21 protein-coding genes and 2 pseudogenes are annotated in these 18031 nt (G+C 71.7%); 15 read left to right on the plus strand and 8 right to left on the minus strand.

The genetic code is table 11. From position 1 onward, the window contains the following. Nucleotides 1–15: 15 nt before the first annotated feature. From AB0J40_RS31715 to AB0J40_RS31725, 3 genes and pseudogenes are all read left to right on the plus strand, one after another. Nucleotides 16–333: a DUF6223 family protein gene (locus AB0J40_RS31715; RefSeq protein ID WP_364460184.1), complete on the plus strand. Its 318-nt coding sequence runs from the start codon at nt 16–18 to the stop codon at nt 331–333. A gap of 10 nt (nt 334–343) precedes the next feature. After that, on the plus strand, nt 344–679 hold the full coding sequence (locus AB0J40_RS31720) for a VOC family protein (RefSeq protein ID WP_364460186.1): 336 nt from the start codon (nt 344–346) through the stop codon (nt 677–679). Nucleotides 680–758: 79 nt separating this feature from the next. Further along, nucleotides 759–944, plus strand: a pseudogene (locus tag AB0J40_RS31725) (nuclear transport factor 2 family protein); the annotation flags it as partial. 145 nt (nt 945–1089) lie between these two features. Here the strand turns inward: AB0J40_RS31725 and AB0J40_RS31730 are convergent. Continuing rightward, nucleotides 1090–2127, minus strand: coding sequence for an alkene reductase (locus AB0J40_RS31730; protein WP_364460189.1), 1038 nt, complete (start codon nt 2125–2127; stop codon nt 1090–1092). A gap of 70 nt (nt 2128–2197) precedes the next feature. Between AB0J40_RS31730 and AB0J40_RS31735 the strand changes: the two genes are divergently transcribed. Beyond that, the gene (locus tag AB0J40_RS31735) at nt 2198–3049 is read left to right on the plus strand and encodes a sigma-70 family RNA polymerase sigma factor (RefSeq protein WP_364460192.1); all 852 of its coding nucleotides are present in this window, start codon (nt 2198–2200) and stop codon (nt 3047–3049) included. On the opposite strand, the gene AB0J40_RS31740 is transcribed toward AB0J40_RS31735, so the two are convergent. Next, a complete protein-coding gene (locus tag AB0J40_RS31740; RefSeq protein ID WP_364460195.1) occupies nt 3033–3626 on the minus strand; it encodes a dihydrofolate reductase family protein in 594 nt (197 codons plus the stop codon). The genes AB0J40_RS31735 and AB0J40_RS31740 overlap by 17 nt on opposite strands. 191 nt (nt 3627–3817) lie before the next feature. Here AB0J40_RS31740 and AB0J40_RS31745 point away from each other — a divergent pair, with 191 nt between their 5' ends. The 3 genes from AB0J40_RS31745 (at nt 3818) to AB0J40_RS31755 (ending at nt 6273) form a co-directional block, all read left to right on the plus strand. Then, entirely contained in the window at nt 3818–4636 is an 819-nt protein-coding gene (locus AB0J40_RS31745) for a methyltransferase domain-containing protein (protein WP_364460198.1), read from the plus strand. Between the two features lie 10 nt (nt 4637–4646). Then, entirely contained in the window at nt 4647–5258 is a 612-nt protein-coding gene (locus tag AB0J40_RS31750; protein ID WP_364460201.1) for a TetR/AcrR family transcriptional regulator, read from the plus strand. A 115-nt stretch (nt 5259–5373) separates the two neighbouring features. Then, a complete protein-coding gene (locus AB0J40_RS31755; protein ID WP_364460204.1) occupies nt 5374–6273 on the plus strand; it encodes a LysR family transcriptional regulator in 900 nt (299 codons plus the stop codon). Between the two features lie 24 nt (nt 6274–6297). Here the strand turns inward: AB0J40_RS31755 and AB0J40_RS31760 are convergent, their stop codons facing one another. Continuing rightward, nucleotides 6298–7287 (minus strand): helix-turn-helix domain-containing protein, encoded by a 990-nt coding sequence (locus AB0J40_RS31760; RefSeq protein ID WP_364460207.1) that lies wholly within the window; start codon nt 7285–7287, stop codon nt 6298–6300. A gap of 71 nt (nt 7288–7358) precedes the next feature. On the opposite strand from AB0J40_RS31760, the gene AB0J40_RS31765 reads away from it, so the two are divergent. Continuing rightward, nucleotides 7359–8135: an NAD(P)H-dependent oxidoreductase gene (locus AB0J40_RS31765; RefSeq protein ID WP_364460210.1), complete on the plus strand. Its 777-nt coding sequence runs from the start codon at nt 7359–7361 to the stop codon at nt 8133–8135. Between the two features lie 129 nt (nt 8136–8264). Here the strand turns inward: AB0J40_RS31765 and AB0J40_RS31770 are convergent, their stop codons facing one another. Together AB0J40_RS31770 and AB0J40_RS31775 are read right to left on the minus strand one after the other, a co-directional pair. Continuing rightward, entirely contained in the window at nt 8265–9005 is a 741-nt protein-coding gene (locus AB0J40_RS31770) for an SDR family oxidoreductase (protein WP_364460213.1), read from the minus strand. Beyond that, nucleotides 9002–9861: pseudogene (locus AB0J40_RS31775) on the minus strand (NAD(P)-binding domain-containing protein). Before AB0J40_RS31775 ends, AB0J40_RS31770 begins: the two are co-directional and overlap by 4 nt. A gap of 75 nt (nt 9862–9936) precedes the next feature. Between AB0J40_RS31775 and AB0J40_RS31780 the strand changes: the two are divergent. Continuing rightward, the gene (locus tag AB0J40_RS31780) at nt 9937–10299 is read left to right on the plus strand and encodes a helix-turn-helix domain-containing protein (RefSeq protein WP_364460217.1); all 363 of its coding nucleotides are present in this window, start codon (nt 9937–9939) and stop codon (nt 10297–10299) included. On the opposite strand, the gene AB0J40_RS31785 is transcribed toward AB0J40_RS31780, so the two are convergent. Beyond that, nucleotides 10268–10831 (minus strand): NAD(P)H-dependent oxidoreductase, encoded by a 564-nt coding sequence (locus tag AB0J40_RS31785; RefSeq protein ID WP_364460220.1) that lies wholly within the window; start codon nt 10829–10831, stop codon nt 10268–10270. The genes AB0J40_RS31780 and AB0J40_RS31785 overlap by 32 nt on opposite strands. Nucleotides 10832–10910: 79 nt before the next feature. On the opposite strand from AB0J40_RS31785, the gene AB0J40_RS31790 reads away from it, so the two are divergent. Genes AB0J40_RS31790 through AB0J40_RS31805 form a run of 4 tightly spaced genes read left to right on the plus strand, consistent with a single transcriptional unit; the run spans nt 10911 to nt 13935 of the window. Next, a complete protein-coding gene (locus AB0J40_RS31790; protein ID WP_364460222.1) occupies nt 10911–11327 on the plus strand; it encodes a MarR family transcriptional regulator in 417 nt (138 codons plus the stop codon). Between the two features lie 31 nt (nt 11328–11358). Beyond that, nucleotides 11359–12150: an SRPBCC family protein gene (locus AB0J40_RS31795; protein WP_364460225.1), complete on the plus strand. Its 792-nt coding sequence runs from the start codon at nt 11359–11361 to the stop codon at nt 12148–12150. A 34-nt stretch (nt 12151–12184) separates the two neighbouring features. Beyond that, entirely contained in the window at nt 12185–13288 is a 1104-nt protein-coding gene (locus AB0J40_RS31800; protein ID WP_364460228.1) for a sensor histidine kinase, read from the plus strand. Then, the gene (locus AB0J40_RS31805; RefSeq protein WP_364460231.1) at nt 13285–13935 is read left to right on the plus strand and encodes a response regulator transcription factor; all 651 of its coding nucleotides are present in this window, start codon (nt 13285–13287) and stop codon (nt 13933–13935) included. The genes AB0J40_RS31800 and AB0J40_RS31805 overlap by 4 nt, the downstream gene beginning before the upstream one ends. On the opposite strand, the gene AB0J40_RS31810 is transcribed toward AB0J40_RS31805, so the two are convergent. Then, nucleotides 13919–14698: a GNAT family N-acetyltransferase gene (locus tag AB0J40_RS31810; RefSeq protein WP_364460234.1), complete on the minus strand. Its 780-nt coding sequence runs from the start codon at nt 14696–14698 to the stop codon at nt 13919–13921. The genes AB0J40_RS31805 and AB0J40_RS31810 overlap by 17 nt on opposite strands. A gap of 54 nt (nt 14699–14752) precedes the next feature. Here AB0J40_RS31810 and AB0J40_RS31815 point away from each other — a divergent pair, with 54 nt between their 5' ends. Continuing rightward, the gene (locus AB0J40_RS31815; protein ID WP_364460237.1) at nt 14753–16390 is read left to right on the plus strand and encodes an acyl-CoA carboxylase subunit beta; all 1638 of its coding nucleotides are present in this window, start codon (nt 14753–14755) and stop codon (nt 16388–16390) included. Continuing rightward, nucleotides 16387–16608: an acyl-CoA carboxylase subunit epsilon gene (locus AB0J40_RS31820; protein WP_364460240.1), complete on the plus strand. Its 222-nt coding sequence runs from the start codon at nt 16387–16389 to the stop codon at nt 16606–16608. Before AB0J40_RS31815 ends, AB0J40_RS31820 begins: the two co-directional genes overlap by 4 nt. On the opposite strand, the gene AB0J40_RS31825 is transcribed toward AB0J40_RS31820, so the two are convergent. Continuing rightward, on the minus strand, nt 16605–17987 hold the full coding sequence (locus AB0J40_RS31825) for a hypothetical protein (protein WP_364460243.1): 1383 nt from the start codon (nt 17985–17987) through the stop codon (nt 16605–16607). The two genes, AB0J40_RS31820 and AB0J40_RS31825, sit on opposite strands and share 4 nt — an antisense overlap. Nucleotides 17988–18031: the final 44 nt, after the last annotated feature.

The following is an 18031-nucleotide window of genomic DNA, read 5'->3' on the forward strand; positions in this document are numbered from 1 at the left end:
GATGGGGAGTACGCCATGACTCTTGCCGCTGTCAGTACTTACGCGTTGACGCCGGGGCGCGTGTGGTCCGTGGTCGCCGCGGTGGTGGGCCTGGCCGGCGTCGTCGCCGGCGTCCTGGCCCTGACCCGCGGCCGGGGCGCCGCCCTCGCGCTGGGTTTCGGGATCGCCGGCGCGGCGGGCGGCGCGGTCGTCGTGGCCGCGGCGAAGGGCGGTCCCGGCACCGGGTACGGGATCGTCGGGGGCTGGGTGGCCCTGGTGATCGGGGTGGCCGCCGCCGCGCTCGGCGGGCTGGCGCTGGCTCGCTCGCGCGGTTTTGTCGGTGGTCGCCGCTAGCGTCGGGGGCATGTTCGAAGTCGACTTCGTCGAGTTCCCGTCCACGTCGGCCACCGCGTCCGGCGAGTTCTTCGCGCGCGCCTTCGGCTGGCCGGTGACGCCGTACGGCCCGGACTACACCGATGTCCGGGCCGCCGGCCTCACGTTCGGCTTCCAGGCGGACGCGGCCGAGCAGGCCCGCGCGCCGCTGGTGACGGTCCGCACGGACGACCTGGCGGCGGCCCGCGCCGCCGTCGAAGCGGCCGGCGGGGAGGTGACGAAGGAACCGTTCGCCTTTCCCGGCGGCCGGCGCTTCCACTTCCGCGAACCCGGCGGCAGCGAGCTCGCCGTGTGGTGCCCGGAGTAGCGCGAGGGCCGGTTCCCGCCGGTGGCCCGCCCGCCGGCCCGCCACGATGACCGTCATGAGCGTCTCCGTTCTCGAGGGCATGTACGCCGCCGAAGCCGAGTACTTCGCCACCGGCGACTTCGAGCCGTTGCGGCCGTACTTCGCCGCGGACTTCGTGCTGCACCAGGCCGACGGGCTGCCGTTCGGCGGTGTCTGGCGCGGGCACGACGGCCTGCGGCGGTTCTTCGCGGAGATGAGCCGCACGTGGGCCGTCTTCGAGCTGGGCGAGCAGGCGTTCCTCAGCACCACGTCCCCGCTCGTGGTGCTGACGAACGTGCGTGCCCGCGCCCGGCGACCGGCCGCGAGCTGGCGTTCCCGATCCCGCAGACGATCACGGTGGCGGACGGCCGCATCACCGAGGTCCGCCCGTTCTACTGGGACACCGCGGCGATCGCGGCCGCCTGCTCGACGTAACCGGCGGCACCACCGCCGTAGTACGTCGCGGGATCGGCGGTTGCCAGCGGGAGGCCGAGCGCGAACCGCGTCACGAGGTCGGGGTTCGCGATGAAGTGCCGGGCGTAGGACACGGCGTCGGCGATCCCGGCTTCGACGACGGCGTTGCCGGAGTCGCGGTCGAAGCCGTTGTTCACGATCAGCGGACCGCGGAACAGCCGGCGATACCGGGCGAAGCCGGCGAAATCCGGTCCGCTGTCGGGCCCGCGGAGGTGGAGGTAGGACACGTCGAGTTCGCCGACGAGGTCGTCGTACTCGGCGCGCAGGGGTTCGTCCACAGTGAACAGTCCGCCGGTCCACCACGGTGAAAGCCGTACCCCGACGGCGATTCCGGCCGCGCGCACCGCGTCGACCACCTCCAGCAGCAGCTTGCGCCGCAAGCGGCCGTACGCGTCGGTGCGGCGGTTCAGCCGCGGGTGCAGGAACTGCGCGAGCAGGTAGACGCCGTTGGCGGCCACCTCGACGCCGTCGAAGCCCGCGCGCCGCGCGTTCTCCGCCGCGTGGGCGTAGTCCGCGACGACCGCCCGGATCTCGGCCGCGCTCAGCTCGCGCGGGGTCACGGTTGGGCGCCTGCCCGAGGCGGTGTGCACGGTCTCCTCCGGGTCGACCGCCGAGGGTCCGGCCGGCCGTTCCCCGAGGAAGCCCGGGTGGGACACCGCGCCGGTGTGCCACAGCTGCACCACAATCCGGGCGCCCAGCGCGTGCACGACGTCGGTGACCGGCCGCCACCCGGCGACCTGGTCGTCACTGTGGATGCCCGGCACGTCCGGGAACCCCACGGCCCGTTCGCTCACCCAGGTGCCCTCGGTGACGATCAGCCCGGCGCCGGCGCGCTGCGCGTAATAGGCGACCTGCAGGTCGCCTATTACGCCGCCCGGGACGCGCGCCCGGGTCGTCGGGGCGAGCACCACGCGGTTCGGCAGGCGCCACGCGCCCAGGTCGGCAGGGGTCAGCAAGCTCGTCGGTCACCTCTGGTCGCCGGGATCCGTCGGGAGTGCGACGGTGGCTGCGGGCGAAAGGTGACCGATGGACGAGCTGGCCGAGGAGTTCGAGGCGGAACGCGGCAGGCTGCGCGGGCTGGCGTTCCGGATGCTCGGCTCGCTGACCGAGGCGGACGACGCCGTCCAGGAAGCCTGGCTGCGCTTGAACCGTGTCAATTCGGTCGACAACCCGGCGGCCTGGTTGACGACGGTCGTTTCCCGCGTCTGCCTCGACGTCCTGCGCTCGCGGAAGGCCCGTCGCGAGGACCCGTTCGAGGTCCTGCCGGAGCCGGCGGCCGACGCGGATCCGGCCGCGGAGGTCGAGCTGGCCGAGTCGGTGGGCCGCGCGCTGCTCGTCGTGCTGGACGCGCTGGGCCCGGCCGAGCGGGTGGCGTTCGTGCTGCACGACCTGTTCGCGGTGCCGTTCGAGCGGATCGCGCCGGTCCTGGACCGCACGCCGGTCGCGGCGAAGAAGCTCGCGAGCCGCGCGCGGCAGCGGGTCCGGGGCACCTCACCGCTGCCGCCGGCCGACCTGGCGAGGCACCGCCGCGTGGTCGACGCGTTCCTCGCCGCGGCCCGCGGCGGCGACCTCGAAGAGCTCCTGGACGTGCTGGCCCCCGACGTCGTCCGCCGCGCCGACGCGGTCGCGTTGCCGGCCGGCGCGGCCCTCGAGGTGCGCGGGGCGCGTGCGGTGGCCCGGGAGACCCAGGTGTTCGGGAAACGGGCCCACTTCGCCGAAGCGGCCCTGGTGGACGGCGCGGTCGGCGTCGTCGTGGCCCCGCGCGGCCGCCTGCTGCTCGCGCTCGCTGTGGCGGTCGAAGGCGAGCGGGTGGCGGCGTACGAAGTGGTCGCCGATCCCGCCCGCCTGGCCGCGCTGCACGTCACGCTCCTCGGTTGACCCCGTAGGACAGGTGCGTCACGCCGGTGCCCTCGACGACCTCGGGGCCGGTCAGGGTGATGGTGGCGTCGAGGTTGTCGAAGAACCGGACACCCTTGCCGAGGAGCACCGGGATCAGGTCGACCTGGATGCCGTCGAGCAGGCCGAGGTTGAGGCACTGCTGCGCGATCGTCGTGCTGGCCACGGCGACGTTCTTGTCGCCTGCGACCTTCTTCGCCTGCTCGACGGCGCTTTCGAGCCCGTCGGTGACGAACGTGAACGGCGCGTCGGGGTGCGGCCAGTCGGCGGGCGCCTCGTGGGTGACGACGAAGACCGGCGCGCCCATCGGATGCATGCCGCCCCAGCCCTGGGTGAGGTTGAACAGGCGGCGCCCGGTGATCAGCGCGCCGACGTTTTCGATGGCGTTGCGCAGCATCTTCGCGCTGGCCTCGGAGGTCTTGAAGGTCGCCCACTCGACGGCGGTCGGCACCTCGACGTCGCCGTTGCCGAACCACCCGAACAGGTGGTCGATGCGGTCCTCGGGGTCGGCCACGAAGCCGTCGAGGGACATGGACATGTTGGCGATGACGTCGGCCATTTCTAGCTCCTTTGTGCTGGTGGGAGGTGGTTTCCCCCGCTGATGAGAAGTCTTCCGGGAACGCCCGGCCGGAAGATCTGCCACCTGGCCGACATCCGGCTCCGGGGTGGCCGATGCCTTGACAGCCGCCGGGCTTCCCGAGACCATGAACAGGCGTTCATGAACGCGTGTTCACAACGGAGGAGATGCCGATGACCGGGATCGTCAACACCGCGCAGGCCGAGGCGTGGAACGGGTACGAGGGCGAACATTGGGCGTCGCACGCGGACCGGTACGACGCCGTTAACAGCGGGTTCAACGGCTACCTGCTCGACCTGGCCGGCCGGGACGACCGGGTGCTGGACATCGGCTGCGGCAACGGTCAGCTGACGCGGCTGGCGGCGGCCCGGGCCCGGTCCGCGACCGGGGTCGACCTGTCCGGGCCGATGCTGGCGACCGCCCGGGCGCGGGCGGCGGGGGTGCCGAACGTGACGTTCGAGCAGGGGGACGTCCAGGTGCACCCGTTCGCCGAAGGTGGGTTCGACCTGGCGGTCAGCCGGTTCGGGGTGATGTTCTTCGCCGACCCCGTGGCGGCGTTCGCCAACGTCCGGCGGGCCCTGAGCCCCGGCGGGCGGCTGGCGTTCCTGTGCATGACCGCGCTCGCGGGCACCGACCTCGGCCGGGTGTTCGGCGCGCTGGCCGAGTACCTGACGCAGCCGACGGGGCCCGACGGCAGCGGGCCGACGTCGTTCGCGGACCCGAACCGCACGAAGGCGGTCCTCACCGAAGCCGGCTTCTCGGACGTGGTGTGCACTCGCGTCGAAGCCGACCAGGTGTGGGGGCGCGACGTCCCGGACGCGGCCCGGTTCATCAGCGACTGGGGCCCGGTCCGCCACCACCTGGGCATGGTCGACGGTGAGACGGCGGCCAAGGCGACCGAGGCCCTGACGGCGGCGCTGGCGCCGTACGCGGGCCCGGACGCGGTCCGCCTGCGCGGGACGGCGTGGCTGGTCACGGGAAGGAGGTCGTGAGGCCCTTACGATGGCGGTGATGTCACCGAGGAAAGCCGCGGCGCAGCGCGACGGCCAGTCGCTGCACGACCTGCTGGTCGAGACCGCCCAGAAGATGATCGCCACGCACGGGACGGCCGGCATGACCGTGCGCGAGATCGCGCGCATGGCGGGCGTCGCCGACGGCGTGCTCTACAACCACTTCTCCGACAAGGAGGAGCTGGTGGCCCGGGCCTTGCTGGAGCACGTGCGCACGACGGAAGCGGAGCTGGGCGAGCTGCCGGTGGCGGGCGAAGGCACGGTGGCGGGCAACCTCCGCCGTCACCTGGAGTTCGGGCTGGCACTGCACAAGGTGATCGTGCCGGCGTTCAGCGGCCTGCTCGGTCAGCCGAGGGTGCTGGAACGCTTCGCGGAGATCAGCGAGCGCTCGGGGTACTGGCGCGACCGCCTGCTGGCGTACCTGCAGGAGGAGCGAAGCCTCGGCAGACTCCGCTCGGAGTCCGAAGTGGACGCGGCGGCGGCCATGCTGGTCGGCTACTGCCACGCCTCGGTGCTGGCGGTGGTCTTCCCGCACACGGGCCCGCTCGACCCGCCGACGCCGGAATCGGTGGTGCGGGCGGTGCTCGAGGGCATCGCGCCGTAGCCCCACCACGGTGCTCGGCGATCCGTCCGTCCTTTGTGGAGTTTCGACACCAAACCCTCCATCCGCCGAGAAAGAAGGGAAAGACCGATGGACTCCGCCGCGATACCCTCGCGGTATGGACGACGTCGAGGTCCGTGAGCTGCGGTACTTCCGCGCGGTCGCCGAAGAGCTGAACTTCTCCCGCGCCGCCGAGCGGCTCGGGATGGCGCAGCCACCGTTGTCGCGCGCGATCCGGTTGCTGGAGCGGCGGCTGGGCGTCCAGCTCTTCGAACGCACCAGCCGGCACGTCGAGCTGACACCGGCCGGGAACGTCCTGTTCACGGAGTCGGCGAAGGCGCTGGACGCGGTCGCGAACGCGGTCCGGCGCACCCGACGGGTGGCTCAACAGCCACCGGCGCTCGTCGTCACCGCGAAATCCGGCGTGGCCACCGAACTGCTGCGGCGGATCGCCGACCGGTTCGCGGGCCCGGTCGAGATCCGGGTCGGCGGGTTCGGCGGGCGGGCGAACCTGCCGCGCGCCGGCCGGGCCGACGTGGCCCTGCTCGGCTGCCCGGGCGACCACGGCGACCTGGACGTCGAGGTGCTGTTCACCGAGCCGCGCGTCGCCGCGCTGTCCTTCCGGCACGAGCTGGCCGGCCGGTCCGCGCTCACGTGCGCGGACTTCGCCGGGCGGCCGACACCGTGCTGGCCGGACGCGTCGGCCGCGGACCGGGCCTACTGGGCGGGCCAGGACGTGACCGGCCGCCCGGTCACCCCGGGACCGGTGGTGCAGGACAGCGCCCAGCTGCTGGAAACGGTCGCGCTCGGGCAGGCAATCACGCTGGTGCCGGTGTCGTTCGCGCAGTGGCACCGGCGGGCCGACATCGTCTACCGGCCGGTCGGCGACGCAACGCCGTACTCGCTCGCCCTCGCCTGGCCGGCGGGCGCGCGGGACCTGCGGATCGCACGGTTCGTGCGAACTGCGGTCGAGGTCGGCGAAGCACTGGCTCGGCCGGGAGCCGTCCCGGCCGGGTGACCGCAGCCTGCCCGGCGTGGGGGTTCAGCCCGCCAGTTCGCCGCGGAACGTCGACCGGTACGCGCTGGGCGACACCCCGAGCGCGGCCTGGAAGTGCTGGCGCAGCGAGGCCGCCGTGCCGAAGCCTGCTTCGGCCGCCACGCGGTCGACCGGCAGGTCCGACTCCTCCAGCAGCTGGCGGGCGCGCTCGATCCGTTGCTGCGTAAGCCACTGCAGCGCCGAGATGCCGACTTCCTCGCGGAAGCGGCGGGTGAACGTCCGGGTGCTCATCGCCTCGCGGGCGGCGAGCTCGCGCAACGTCAGCGGGCGGTGCAGGTTCTCCAGCGCCCACGCGCGCGCCGCCTTCGTCGACGACGTGCGCGGTTCCGGTACCGGCCGCCGGACGAACTGGGCCTGGCCGCCTTCGCGGTGCGGGGAGACGACCGTGCCGCGCGCCACTTCGTTGGCGACGGCGGCGCCGTGGTCGTGGCGGATCATGTGCAGCACCAGGTCGATCCCCGACGCGACCCCCGCCGAGGTCAGGACGTTGCCGTCGTCGGTGTAGAGCACGTGCGGGTCGACGTCGACCTCCGGGAACCGGCTCTGGAGCTCGTCGGCGGAGCGCCAGTGGGTGGTCGCGCGGCGGCCGTCGAGGAGGCCGGCGGCGGCGAGCACGAACGCGCCGGTGCAGATCGACGCGATGCGCGCGTCCGCCGGGATGCGGTCCAGCGCGGCCGCGAGCGGCGGGGTGAGCACGTGCGCCAGGGGTTCGTACTCGGCCCGCGACGCGGGGACGATCACGGTGTCGGCCTCGGCCAGCACCTCGGGGCCGCGGTCGATCGGGATGGCGAAGTCCGAGTCGGTGCGGACCGGTCCGGGTTCGAGGGCGCAGGTCACGACCTCGTACAGCGGCTGACCCGACGCCGAGCGCGCCTGGCCGAAGAGCCGGTGGACGATGCCCAGCTCCATCACGAGCATGCCGTGCCTGACCAGCACGGCGACGTGGTGACGGTCCGGGTGCGCGAATTCGGCCATGGCTCGATTCTTGCACATGTTGGCTATCAGGCCACTCGATCGAGACGGCGGCCCGCGTGACCATCGAGGTCATGAACGTGTTGTGGGTTTTCGCGCACCCCGAGCCGCGCTCGCTGAACGGCGCCCTCCGCGACGACGGCGTCCGGACGCTGCGCGAACTCGGTCACGACGTCCGGGAATCGGACCTGTACGCGATGAAGTGGAACCCGGTGGTGGACGCGGCCGACTTCGGCACCGAGGCCGGCGACGAGCGGCTGATCGTCGGAGCGACGTCGGCCCGCGCGCACGCGAACGGCGAACTGAGCCCGGACATCGTGGCAGAGCAGGAGAAACTCGACTGGGCGGACGCGCTCGTCGTGCAGTTCCCGCTGTGGTGGTACGGCCTGCCGGCGATCCTGAAGGGCTGGTTCGACCGCGTGTTCGTGAAGGGCTTCGGCTACGGCATCCGCACGAAAGACGGCCAAACAGCGCGCTACGGCGAAGGCCGGCTGGCGGGCAAGAGGGCGATGGTGGTGCTCACCGCGGGAGCCCGCGAGCCGGCGATGGGCCCGCGCGGGGTGAACGGCGCACTGGAGGAAGTCCTGTGGCCGCTCCACCACGGAACGCTGTTCTACGCGGGGATGTCGGTCCTGCCACCGGTCCCGGTATACGGCGCCGACCGCCTGTCGGAAGAGCACTTCGCCGAGGCGAGGCAACGGCTGCGCACCCGCCTGAGCACACTGGAGACAACGGAACCAATCCCATACCGCACCCAGAACGGCGGCGACTACGACGACAATCTGGTGCTGCGCCCCGAACACGCACCGGGCGCAACGGGCCTGGCCATCCACCTCACGCAGCCAGGCTGAGCCGCGCCAAAGAACGGCGAGCAGCCAGTGCACCGCCACGGCGCGGACACAAGACAACTCGGCGCGAGGCGAAGTAGCCCAGCAACCCGGCGCGGGCGCGGCAAACCTTCGCCCGCGCCCGCGCCGGGTTCAGGCCGGCAAGGTCAACCGCTGCCCCAAGCCTCCGTCCACCGGCAAATCCGCGCCCGTCGTGAACGTCGCCTCGAACGCCAAAAACAGCACCGCCGCCGCCACTTCCTCCACCGTTGCGTGCCTCTTCAGCGGCGTCACCTCGTCGCCCGTCTGCTTGAACGCCGCCAGCACCTCGGCCGGCACTCCCGTCACGCCCATCGTCGGGGTGTCCGTGTAGCCCGGGCTGACCACGTTGACCCGGATCCCGCGCGGTGCCAGCTCCGCCGCGTACGTCAGCGCGAACGACCTGACCGCCGCCTTCGCCGCCGAATACGGGCCCATTCCCGCGATTCCCGCCCCTGCCGCCACCGATGTCGTGAACACGAACGATCCGCCGGGCCGGACCAACCCCGCCAGCCGCTGGGCCGTGAAGTACGCGCCCTTCGCGTTCACGTCGAACGTTCGGTCGTAGATCTCCGGTGTCGCCTGCTCGTACGGCGTCAACGTGGCGAATCCGACGTTGATGAACACCAGGTCCACCGCCCCGAGCCGGTCGAGAGCGACCGCCGCCAGCGCGTCGATGTCCGCCAGTGACGACGCGTCCGACGACAGCAGGTGCGCGCCCGGGATCTCCAGGCCCGACACGTCCCGGCCGGTCGCCAGGACCTCCGCGCCTCCGTCCAGGAGTGCGCGCACCACCGCCAGGCCCATTCCGTGCGTGCCGCCCGTGACGACCGCCTTCTTGCCCGAAAACCTCACCTGATCTCCTCGATGACACTCGCGATCGCGTGCGCGCCGTGGCCCGACGCCACCGCGCGGTCGAACAACTCGCGGACCGCCGCGGGTACCGACGCGTCGATGCCCTGGGCGCGGCTCGTCTCGACCAGGAGGCCGAGCCCGGCCGCGTTGATGTCCAGCGCCGACACATCCGTCGCGTAGTCCCCGCTCGCCACCTGCGCACCGATCCCCGGCAGGAACCCGCCCACCGCCGAAAGCCACGACAACGCCATCGGCGTGAACGTCGACGGTGCCACCCCTCGGTGCCGACCAGCGCCAGCGCCTGCAGGTAGCCCGCCATCGTCGACCACATGATGCCCAGCAGCGCCAGGTCGTACAGCGCCGCCAGCCCGGCGTCCTCGCCGAGGAACACCGGCTCTCCCAGCACCGCCAGCACGTCGCGCTGTGCGTCGAACGTCGCCGATGCGCCCGAGTAGAGAATCCTCGCTTCGGCGGTCCCGATCCCTTGCGGGACAGCCATGATAACGCCGTCCACGTACTCGATCCCCGCCGACGACGCCCACGCCGCCGTCGAACGAGCTTGTTCGGGCGTCCCCGACGTCAGATTGACCAGCACCTTCGGCGACGCCGCCGCCAGCACCGGCCGTTGAGTGTCGTATGTGGACAGACAGCTGAGGACGACGTCCGCCGAGGCCGCCTCCGCGGGCGTCGCCGCGAGCCGCGCGCCCCGGTCGAGCAGCGGCCCCGCCTTGAGCGGCGACCGGTTCCACACCACGACGTCGTGGCCCGCCCCCAGCAGCGCCCCGGCGAGGGCCGCGCCCATCCGCCCCAGGCCGAGCACGCCCACCTGTTTCTTGCTTTCTCCCATGCCGATCATGCTGCTGCCGGCGCTTTACGATGGACAAGTACCGACTAATAAGTCAGGTACCCACCAAAACGTAAGGATCGGCGCATGCTCGCGAGAACCTACCGCTGCGGACTGGACGCGGCGATCGACGTGGTCGGCGGCCGCTGGAAGGCACTGATCCTCTGGGCGCTGCACGCCGAGCCGCTGCGGTTCGGCGAGCTGAAGCGGAAGGTGGCCGGCATCAGCGAGAAGATGCTCATCCAGGCGCTGCGGGAGCTGGAGGCGGACGAAGTCGTGCACCGCGAGGTCTTCCACGAGATCCCGCCGAAGGTCGAGTACTCGCTGACGGAGCTGGGTCAGCGGCTGAACACCGCGCTGCTGCCGCTGGGCGACTGGGGCGAAGAGAACATGGCCGGCATCGCGAAGCGCCGCGGCGTCACACCGGCACCTCCGCACGCACCCCGGTGAAGAACGTCGAGGCCGCCGACATCGCGTCGGCGTCCAGGAGCACGTCGCCGGGGCGGCTGCCGTTGCCCAGGAGGACGCCACCCCAGTTCATCGCCAGGTACTCCGCGCACAGTTCCAGCGTGCCGATCAGCGGCTGGGCCTCGCGCGCCGTCTCGCTCAGGACGCTCACGCCCCACAGCGTCTTGCCGCGCATCTTCGCCTTGAACTCGACCGGCAGCCGCATCCAGCCCGACCAGTAGTCCAGGTAGAGCTTCACGCTCGCCGCGACCGAGTACCAGTACACCGGCGACACGATCACGATGTCCGTCGCCGCGAAGGTCGCGTCCATCAGCAACTGCTCGTTCTCGCCGGGCTCCGGGTGCGACCCGGCGCCGTGGCGGCGGTCCTCGAACGGCGGCAGCGGCAGCTCGGGCAGCCGGAGCCACCGCTGCTCGACGTCGCCGGGCAGTTCCTTCGCCGCCCGCCGGGCCAGCATCTCGGTGTTCCCGCCGGCTCGTGCCGCGCCGACCAGGAAGAGGAAGTTCCGCGTCATCGTCGATCCCCTCAGTTACTTGCATGTACATATAAATACTGCCCATGGACTATCCTGGACGTCAAGAGGAGGGCGGGAAATGACCGTCGACGAACAGTCCTGGGGACGCATGCTCGTGCTGCACGCCCGCGTCGAGCAGGAACTGGCAAAGGCGTTGCAGCGGCGCCACGGGCTCGGCCTGTCCGAGTACCGCGCGCTCGGCAAGCTGGTGGCAGGCCCGCGCGGCGGCCTGCGGATGCAGGAGCTCGCCGAGGCGATCGGGCTCAACCAGAGCTCGGTCAGCCGCATGTGCGCCCGCCTGGAGGACGCCGGGCTGACCATCCGCGACCTGTGCGAAGACGACCGCCGCGGCGTCTACTCGGTGATCACCGACGCCGGCCGCAAGCGGTACGCCGAAACCGAGCCGACGTACTGCGCGGTGCTGCGGACCTCGCTCGACAAGGCCGCGGGCGACCCGGAGCTCGCCGCCGCGGTCGCGGCCGTCCGCGGCGCTTGACCCGTATATGCCTCGGTGGTTATATACAGGCATGCCCGCGAAACTGCTGACCGACGAGGAACGCCCCGCCCTCCGGCTGGAACGCCGGCTGAAGCACGCGCCCGAGCAGGTCTGGCGCGCCATCACGGACCCGGGCGAACTCCAGCACTGGTTCCCGGCGAAGGTCGACGTCGAACTGCGTGACGGCGGCGCCATCCGGTTCACCTTCCCCGGCGAGGACACGTCGACAACCGGGCACGTGGTCACCGTCGACCCGCCGCGCGAGTTCACCTTCGCCTGGAACGACGACACCCTGCGCTGGCTCATCACGCCGGACGGCGACGGCAGCCTGCTGGAGTTCACGCACACCTTCGGCCGCGGCGAGCCGGCGATCGCGAAGCTGGCCGCGGGCCGCACCGCCGCCGGCTGGGACGTCTGCCTCGACGCCCTCGACGCGCGGCTGTCCGGCCGCGACGCCGAACAGCCGCGGGACTGGCACGCCCGGATGGCGTCCTATGTGGACGAATTCGGCCTCGCCTACGGCGAAGTGCTCGAAGACGGGACGATCCGCTTCCGCCGCGACCTCGTGTGGAAGCCGGTGGACGAGGTGCGCGCGCTGCTCCCGGACGAACCCGGCTGGCACGTCACCCAAGATCCCCTCGACGGCACCCGCGTCGAGTTCACCGAAGCGCCGGAAGCCGACGTCCCCGCCCAGCTGGCGCGGCGGCACGAGCAGCTCGACAAGCTGTTCGCCGCGACGCACGGCGTCGACCTGCCGGACTGGACGCCCGAGCACGTCGAGGCCGTGAAGAAGCACTACGCGGAGCGTCCGACCCAGGGTTGACGCGCGGCGCCCGCGTGCGCATTACGTTCGGTTCATGCGAATTCGCGTGGTGCTGGACGCGCTGGCGGTCCTGGTGCTGGCGGTCGGGGCCGGCGGCAACCTCGCCGCCGGGGCGTGGGCGCTGCCGCCGTGGCTGCCCGGGTGGCTGGGCTGGACGATCATGCTGGCGAGCGTCACCCCGATCCTGCTGCGGCGCTGGTGGCCGCGGCCCGCGTACGTCCTCGCCCTCGTCCTGACTGCGGCGGCCGTCCCGATTGGCGGGCCGGTGCTCGCCGTCGCCGTCGTGGGCGCCGGGTGCGCGCTCTACACGTTCGTCGTGGCACGGGGCAGCCGGGCGTCGCGCATCGGGTTCGCCGCCGGGCTGCTCGCGGTCGGCCTGCTCGGCGTCGCGGTGCCGAACCCGAGCACCGCCACCACGGTCAACTTCGGGACGTCGGCGCTGATCGTCGGGTTCGCGCTCGGCATCGCCGTCCACGGCCGCCGCGCGTACGCCGCGGCCGAGCGGGAAAACCACGCGCGGGAAGCGGTTTCGGCGGAACGGCTGCGGATCGCCCGCGAGATGCACGACGTCGTCGCGCACAGCATGAGCCTGATCGCGGTGAAGGCGGCGGTCGGCAACCACGTCGCGCTGGAGCAGCCCGCCGAAGCGCGGGAAGCCTTGCGCGTCATCGAAGACACGAGCCGCGAGACGCTGGCCGAGCTGCGGCGGATGCTCGGCGTGCTGCGCGACGGCACCGGCGTCCCGGCGCTGGCGCCCGCCCCGACGCTCGACGACCTGCGCGCGCTCGCCGAACGCGCGGAGCAGGCGGGCCCGTCGGTCGACCTCGCCGTCGACGGTCTCGAGGAGCTGCCGGGCGGTGTCGGCCAGTCGGTGTACCGGATCGTGCAGGAGGCGCTGACCAACGTGGTCAAGCACGCGGGCGCGGCGACGTGCCGCATCCGGGTCACGGGCACCGACGGCGAGGTGACCATCGAGGTCCGCGACGACGGCCGCGGCGGGTCCGCGACGCCGGGCCACGGGCTGATCGGCATGCGCGAGCGCGTCGCGGTCTACGGCGGCGAGTTCTCCGCGGAGCCCGCCGACGTCGGCTTCCGGGTGTTCGCGCGGCTGCCCTACGAATCGGCGATGGCGCGATGACGCGCGTCCTGATCGCCGACGACCAGGCGTTGCTGCGCGGCAGCTTCCGGGTGCTGGTCGACAGCGCACCGGGCCTGGAGGTGGTCGGCGAGGCATCCGACGGCGTCGAGGCGGTTGCGCTGGCGCGGCGGTTCGACCCGGACGTCGTCTTGATGGACGTGCGGATGCCCTCGATGGACGGCATCGAGGCGACCCGCCGGATCTGCGCCGCTTCGGACGTCCGGGTCCTGATGCTGACGACGTTCGACCTGGACGAGTACGTATACGCGGCGTTGCGCGCCGGGGCGAGCGGGTTCCTGCTGAAGGACACACGACCGGCGGACCTGCTGTCGGCGATCGCGATCGTGGCTTCCGGCGACGCGCTGCTGGCGCCGTCGGTGACGCGGCGGCTGGTGGCGGAGTTCGCGCGACTGCCGACGGGCCCGGTGAAACACCTCGAGGGCGTGACGGCGCGCGAGCAGGAGGTGCTGGCCCTGATCGCGCGCGGGTTGTCGAACGACGAGATCGCGGCGAGGCTGCACCTGGGGATCGCGACGGTGAAGACCCACATCGGGAGGCTGCTGCACAAACTGGCGGCGCGGGACCGCGCCCAGCTGGTGATCGCGGCCTACGAATCCGGCCTGGTCCGGCCTACATCGCCCGCGTGAACGGAGCGAAGCGGAGTGAGGCGTCGCCCGGGAGCGAGCGGCCGTCCAGGACCAGGCGCGGCGCCGGCGGTCCCGGCACCAGCCCGCGCTCCCGCAGCCATGCCGTGAAGGAAGGGAACCGGTAGTCCGGGTCCACCCGAACCTCACCGGACACCGTCCTGGCCACTCCGCGGACCACCGCCTTGGCCGCGTCCTCCGACTCCGCGACCACCGGGCCGATCACCGTCACGTGGCCGATGTCCACTCCGAACGCGAAGCCGCCGTCCACCACGTACGGCGTCCCCAGCCGCTCCAGGAAACGCCGCCGGTCGACGCCCTGGGCGCGCGCGTCCAGCGCCCACACGTCGGCCGGCGACCCCGGCGACGCACCCGGCCCGCCGTCGTCGGCGAACCTCCCGACGTGCCCCTGGCACCCGCCGTCGAGGACGAAGCCCATCGACTCGTACAGCGGACGGCCGAGCGTCGACGCGTGCAGCCACACCACCCGGTCGCCCGCCGCCGCAAGCGCTTGCGCCGTGATCGCGCGGCCCAGTCCGCGCCGCTCGAACCGGGGCGCGACCAGCACCATCGAGATCGACGCCACCGTGCCGAACGACACCACCGCCGCGCACGCCGCGAGCCCGCCGTCGGGAGCGTCGACCCCGAACACCTGCCCGACCTCGTGCAGCAACCGCCACTTCGGGGGCTCGCGCGGCCACGACCGGGACTCGGCCAGGTCGGCGCACGCGGGCAGGTCGGCGGCACCCAGCATCCGGATCTCCATGGACGTTGCCTACGCCACACGCGAAGTGACCGACAAGTAGTTAAGCTCCCGGGAATGAGCAGTGCGACGGAGCCGCTCGGGACGCCACCCGAGGACGAACCGGACATCCACACCACGGCCGGCAAGCTGGCCGACCTGTACCGCCGCTATGACGAGGCGGTGCACGCGGGCTCGGCCCGCGCGGTGGAGAAGCAGCACGCCAAGGGCAAGAAGACCGCGCGGGAGCGGATCGAGCTGCTGCTCGACGAGAACTCGTTCGTCGAGCTCGACGAGCTCGCCCGGCACCGCTCGACCAACTTCGGCCAGGAGAAGAACCGGCCCTACGGCGACGGCGTCGTCACCGGCTACGGCACCGTCGAGGGCCGCCCGGTCTGCGTCTTCAGCCAGGACGTGACGGTCTTCGGCGGCAGCCTCGGCGAGGTCTACGGCGAGAAGATCGTCAAGGTCATGGACCTGGCGATCAAGACCGGCCGCCCGATCATCGGCATCAACGAGGGCGGCGGCGCGCGCATCCAGGAAGGCGTCGTCTCGCTCGGCCTGTACGGCGAGATCTTCCGCCGCAACGTGCAGGCTTCCGGCGTGATCCCGCAGATCTCGCTGATCATGGGCGCCAACGCCGGCGGGCACGTCTACTCCCCCGCGCTCACCGACTTCATCGTGATGGTCGACGAGACCTCGCAGATGTTCATCACCGGCCCGGACGTCGTCAAGACGGTCACCGGTGAGGACGTCACCTTCGAGGAGCTCGGCGGCGGCCGCACCCACAACACGAAGTCCGGCGTCGCGCACTACCTCGGTTCCGACGACGAGGACGCCATCGCCTACGTCAAGGAACTGCTCTCCTACCTGCCGCAGAACAACCTGTCCGACGCGCCGGTGTTCGAGCCGTCGGACAGCCCGGCCGGCTTCTTCGACGACGTCACCGACGCCGACCGCGAGCTGGACACGATCATCCCGGACTCGCCGAACACGCCGTACGACATGCACGAGGTGATCACCCGCGTCCTCGACGACGGCGAGTTCCTCGAGGTCCACGAGCTGTTCGCGCCGAACATCCTGGTCGGGTTCGGCCGGGTCGACGGCCAGAGCGTCGGCGTCGTCGCCAACCAGCCGACCCAGTTCGCCGGCTGCCTCGACATCGACGCCTCCGAGAAGGCCGCGCGGTTCGTCCGCACCTGCGACGCGTTCAACATCCCGGTGCTCACCTTCGTCGACGTCCCGGGCTTCCTCCCGGGCACCGACCAGGAGTGGAACGGCATCATCCGCCGCGGCGCGAAGCTGATCTACGCCTACGCGGAGGCGACCGTCCCGCTGGTCACGGTCATCACGCGCAAGGCGTACGGCGGCGCGTACGACGTCATGGGCTCCAAGCACCTCGGCGCCGACATCAACCTCGCCTGGCCGACCGCGCAGGTCGCGGTGATGGGCGCCCAGGGCGCGGCGAACATCGTGCACCGCAAGACGCTGGCCAACGCGGCGAACGAGGGCAAGGACGTGGACGCCCTTCGCGCGCAGCTGATCCAGGAGTACGAGGACACGCTCCTGAACCCGTACGCGGCGGCCGAGCGCGGCTACGTCGACTCCGTGATCGTGCCGGCGCACACCCGCGGGCACGTCGCTCGGGCGCTGTCGCTGCTGCGCAACAAGCGCGAGTCGCTGCCGCCCAAGAAGCACGGGAACATCCCGCTGTGAGCGGCGAAGAAGAACGTCCCCTGCTGCGGGTCGTCCGCGGGAACCCGAGCGACGCCGAACTGGCGGCGCTGACGGCGGTCGTCGCCGCCGCGTCGGCCGCGAAGCCGCCGGAGAAGCCGAAGCCGCGTACGTCGTGGTGGGGCGATCACGCTGCTTCGCTGCGTAGACCGCTCCACCCCGGCGAAGGTGCTTGGCGCGCTTCGGGCCTCCCCAGCTAGCTGACGGTGACGGCGGTGTCGTCGACGACGAAGGACGTCTGCAGCTGTGAGCCCTCTACACCGCTGAAGCTGAGCGTCACGGACTGACCCGCGTACGCGGACAACGAGAAGCTTCGCTGCTGATACCCGCTGGCCGCGTTGAGGTTGCTGTACGTCGCCAACGTCGTGCTGCCCGCCTTCACGGTCAGCTTGTCGTACGCGGTCGTACCGGTTTCCGCCGTGTCGACGTGCAGCCAGAACGAGAACGTGTACGCCGAGCACCCGCTCGGCAGCGTCACGGTCTGGCTGACGGTGTCCGTGTGCGCGGAGCCGTAGCCGTCGAGCCAGGCGCTCCACGTCCCGGTGCGGGCCGGCTCGTCGGTGCCGTGCTGGCCGATCACGCCCGACGACGCCGTCCACACCGTCGCGCCCGATTCGAAGCCGGGGTTGGCGAGCAGCTGCCCGGCGGTGCACCCGCTCGGCGGAGGCGTGGTCGTGCCGCTGCCCGCGAGCCAAGCCGTCGCGTTGAGACCGAGTGCGGCGTTGTCGGCCGTGGGGTCGGTCCAGCCGTTGTAGAGCGTGTTGCCGGACTGGCCGGTGCCGTCGTCGATCGTCGAGCTGTCGCCCCAGATCGCGACGCGGCCCGAGCCGAACGTGCTGGTCACGAAGAAGGCGTTGGAGTTCCCCGGCGACGACGTGCTCAGGTACGCGAGGCCCTTCACCGAGGCGTTGTCCGCGGGCTTGAGGGTGAACGTCGTCCCGTTGGCGATCAGGCTGTGCTTCACGGTGCCGAAAGCGCCGTTGAGCACGGGGTTCGCCGAGTCGGTGATGGCCACCGGGTGGTCGCTGGAGATGTTCTTCAGGTCGACCGAGAAGCCGAACGGGTCGGTGTTGTCGACGCCGTTGTTCGTCATCAGGTCGTTGATGATCTCCGGGGAGTCCCAGCCGTCGTTGTTGCGGTCGCTGCCGGTGTGGTCGGAGATGAGGAAGAGGCCGCCACCGTTCTGGACGAACCGCATGATCGCCGTCTTTTCGGACGCGCTCAGCACGACGTTCGGTTCGGGCAGCACGAATTCGTCGAAGTTCTGGAGGTCGAGCGCACCACCGGTGCCGTAGGTGATGCTGTTGCCGGCGGGCAGCGTCTTGAGGCTGTACTGCCCGGTCTTCTGCAGCGCGACACCCCACGCCGAGAGCGCGCCGGTCCAGTCGGTTTCCTTCTGCGGCGCGGAGTTCTGCGCCGTCGGGTCGGGCTGCGAGGTGCCGATGATCCAGTCGGCGTTGCCGGCGGTCTCGGCTTTGGTGTTGTCGAACAGAACGCGGTGCACGGCGGCGGCGTGCGCGGGGACGGCGGCCGATCCGGCGAAAAGGGCAGCGACGGCGAACGGGATGAGGCGCTTCATGGTGCTCCTCGACGGCAGGGAAACCTGGCGCTCCCACTGTCACC

Source organism: Amycolatopsis sp. NPDC049691 (assembly GCF_040675005.1).
Classification (GTDB): domain Bacteria; phylum Actinomycetota; class Actinomycetes; order Mycobacteriales; family Pseudonocardiaceae; genus Amycolatopsis.

Excerpts from the sequence above, each read along its gene's own strand:
- AB0J40_RS31780 (WP_364460217.1), top strand. The coding sequence starts at position 9,937 with ATGCTCGCGAGAACCTACCGCTGCGGACTGGACGCGGCGATCGACGTG.
- AB0J40_RS31805 (WP_364460231.1), top strand. The coding sequence starts at position 13,285 with ATGACGCGCGTCCTGATCGCCGACGACCAGGCGTTGCTGCGCGGCAGC.
- AB0J40_RS31765 (WP_364460210.1), top strand. The coding sequence starts at position 7,359 with ATGAACGTGTTGTGGGTTTTCGCGCACCCCGAGCCGCGCTCGCTGAAC.
- AB0J40_RS31790 (WP_364460222.1), top strand. The coding sequence starts at position 10,911 with ATGACCGTCGACGAACAGTCCTGGGGACGCATGCTCGTGCTGCACGCC.
- AB0J40_RS31800 (WP_364460228.1), top strand. The coding sequence starts at position 12,185 with ATGCGAATTCGCGTGGTGCTGGACGCGCTGGCGGTCCTGGTGCTGGCG.
- AB0J40_RS31740 (WP_364460195.1), bottom strand. The coding sequence starts at position 3,626 with ATGGCCGACGTCATCGCCAACATGTCCATGTCCCTCGACGGCTTCGTG.
- AB0J40_RS31760 (WP_364460207.1), bottom strand. The coding sequence starts at position 7,287 with ATGGCCGAATTCGCGCACCCGGACCGTCACCACGTCGCCGTGCTGGTC.
- AB0J40_RS31750 (WP_364460201.1), top strand. The coding sequence starts at position 4,647 with ATGGCGGTGATGTCACCGAGGAAAGCCGCGGCGCAGCGCGACGGCCAG.
- AB0J40_RS31715 (WP_364460184.1), top strand. The coding sequence starts at position 16 with ATGACTCTTGCCGCTGTCAGTACTTACGCGTTGACGCCGGGGCGCGTG.
- AB0J40_RS31735 (WP_364460192.1), top strand. The coding sequence starts at position 2,198 with ATGGACGAGCTGGCCGAGGAGTTCGAGGCGGAACGCGGCAGGCTGCGC.
- AB0J40_RS31785 (WP_364460220.1), bottom strand. The coding sequence starts at position 10,831 with ATGACGCGGAACTTCCTCTTCCTGGTCGGCGCGGCACGAGCCGGCGGG.
- AB0J40_RS31795 (WP_364460225.1), top strand. The coding sequence starts at position 11,359 with ATGCCCGCGAAACTGCTGACCGACGAGGAACGCCCCGCCCTCCGGCTG.
- AB0J40_RS31825 (WP_364460243.1), bottom strand. The coding sequence starts at position 17,987 with ATGAAGCGCCTCATCCCGTTCGCCGTCGCTGCCCTTTTCGCCGGATCG.
- AB0J40_RS31815 (WP_364460237.1), top strand. The coding sequence starts at position 14,753 with ATGAGCAGTGCGACGGAGCCGCTCGGGACGCCACCCGAGGACGAACCG.
- AB0J40_RS31755 (WP_364460204.1), top strand. The coding sequence starts at position 5,374 with ATGGACGACGTCGAGGTCCGTGAGCTGCGGTACTTCCGCGCGGTCGCC.
- AB0J40_RS31810 (WP_364460234.1), bottom strand. The coding sequence starts at position 14,698 with ATGGAGATCCGGATGCTGGGTGCCGCCGACCTGCCCGCGTGCGCCGAC.
- AB0J40_RS31720 (WP_364460186.1), top strand. The coding sequence starts at position 344 with ATGTTCGAAGTCGACTTCGTCGAGTTCCCGTCCACGTCGGCCACCGCG.
- AB0J40_RS31745 (WP_364460198.1), top strand. The coding sequence starts at position 3,818 with ATGACCGGGATCGTCAACACCGCGCAGGCCGAGGCGTGGAACGGGTAC.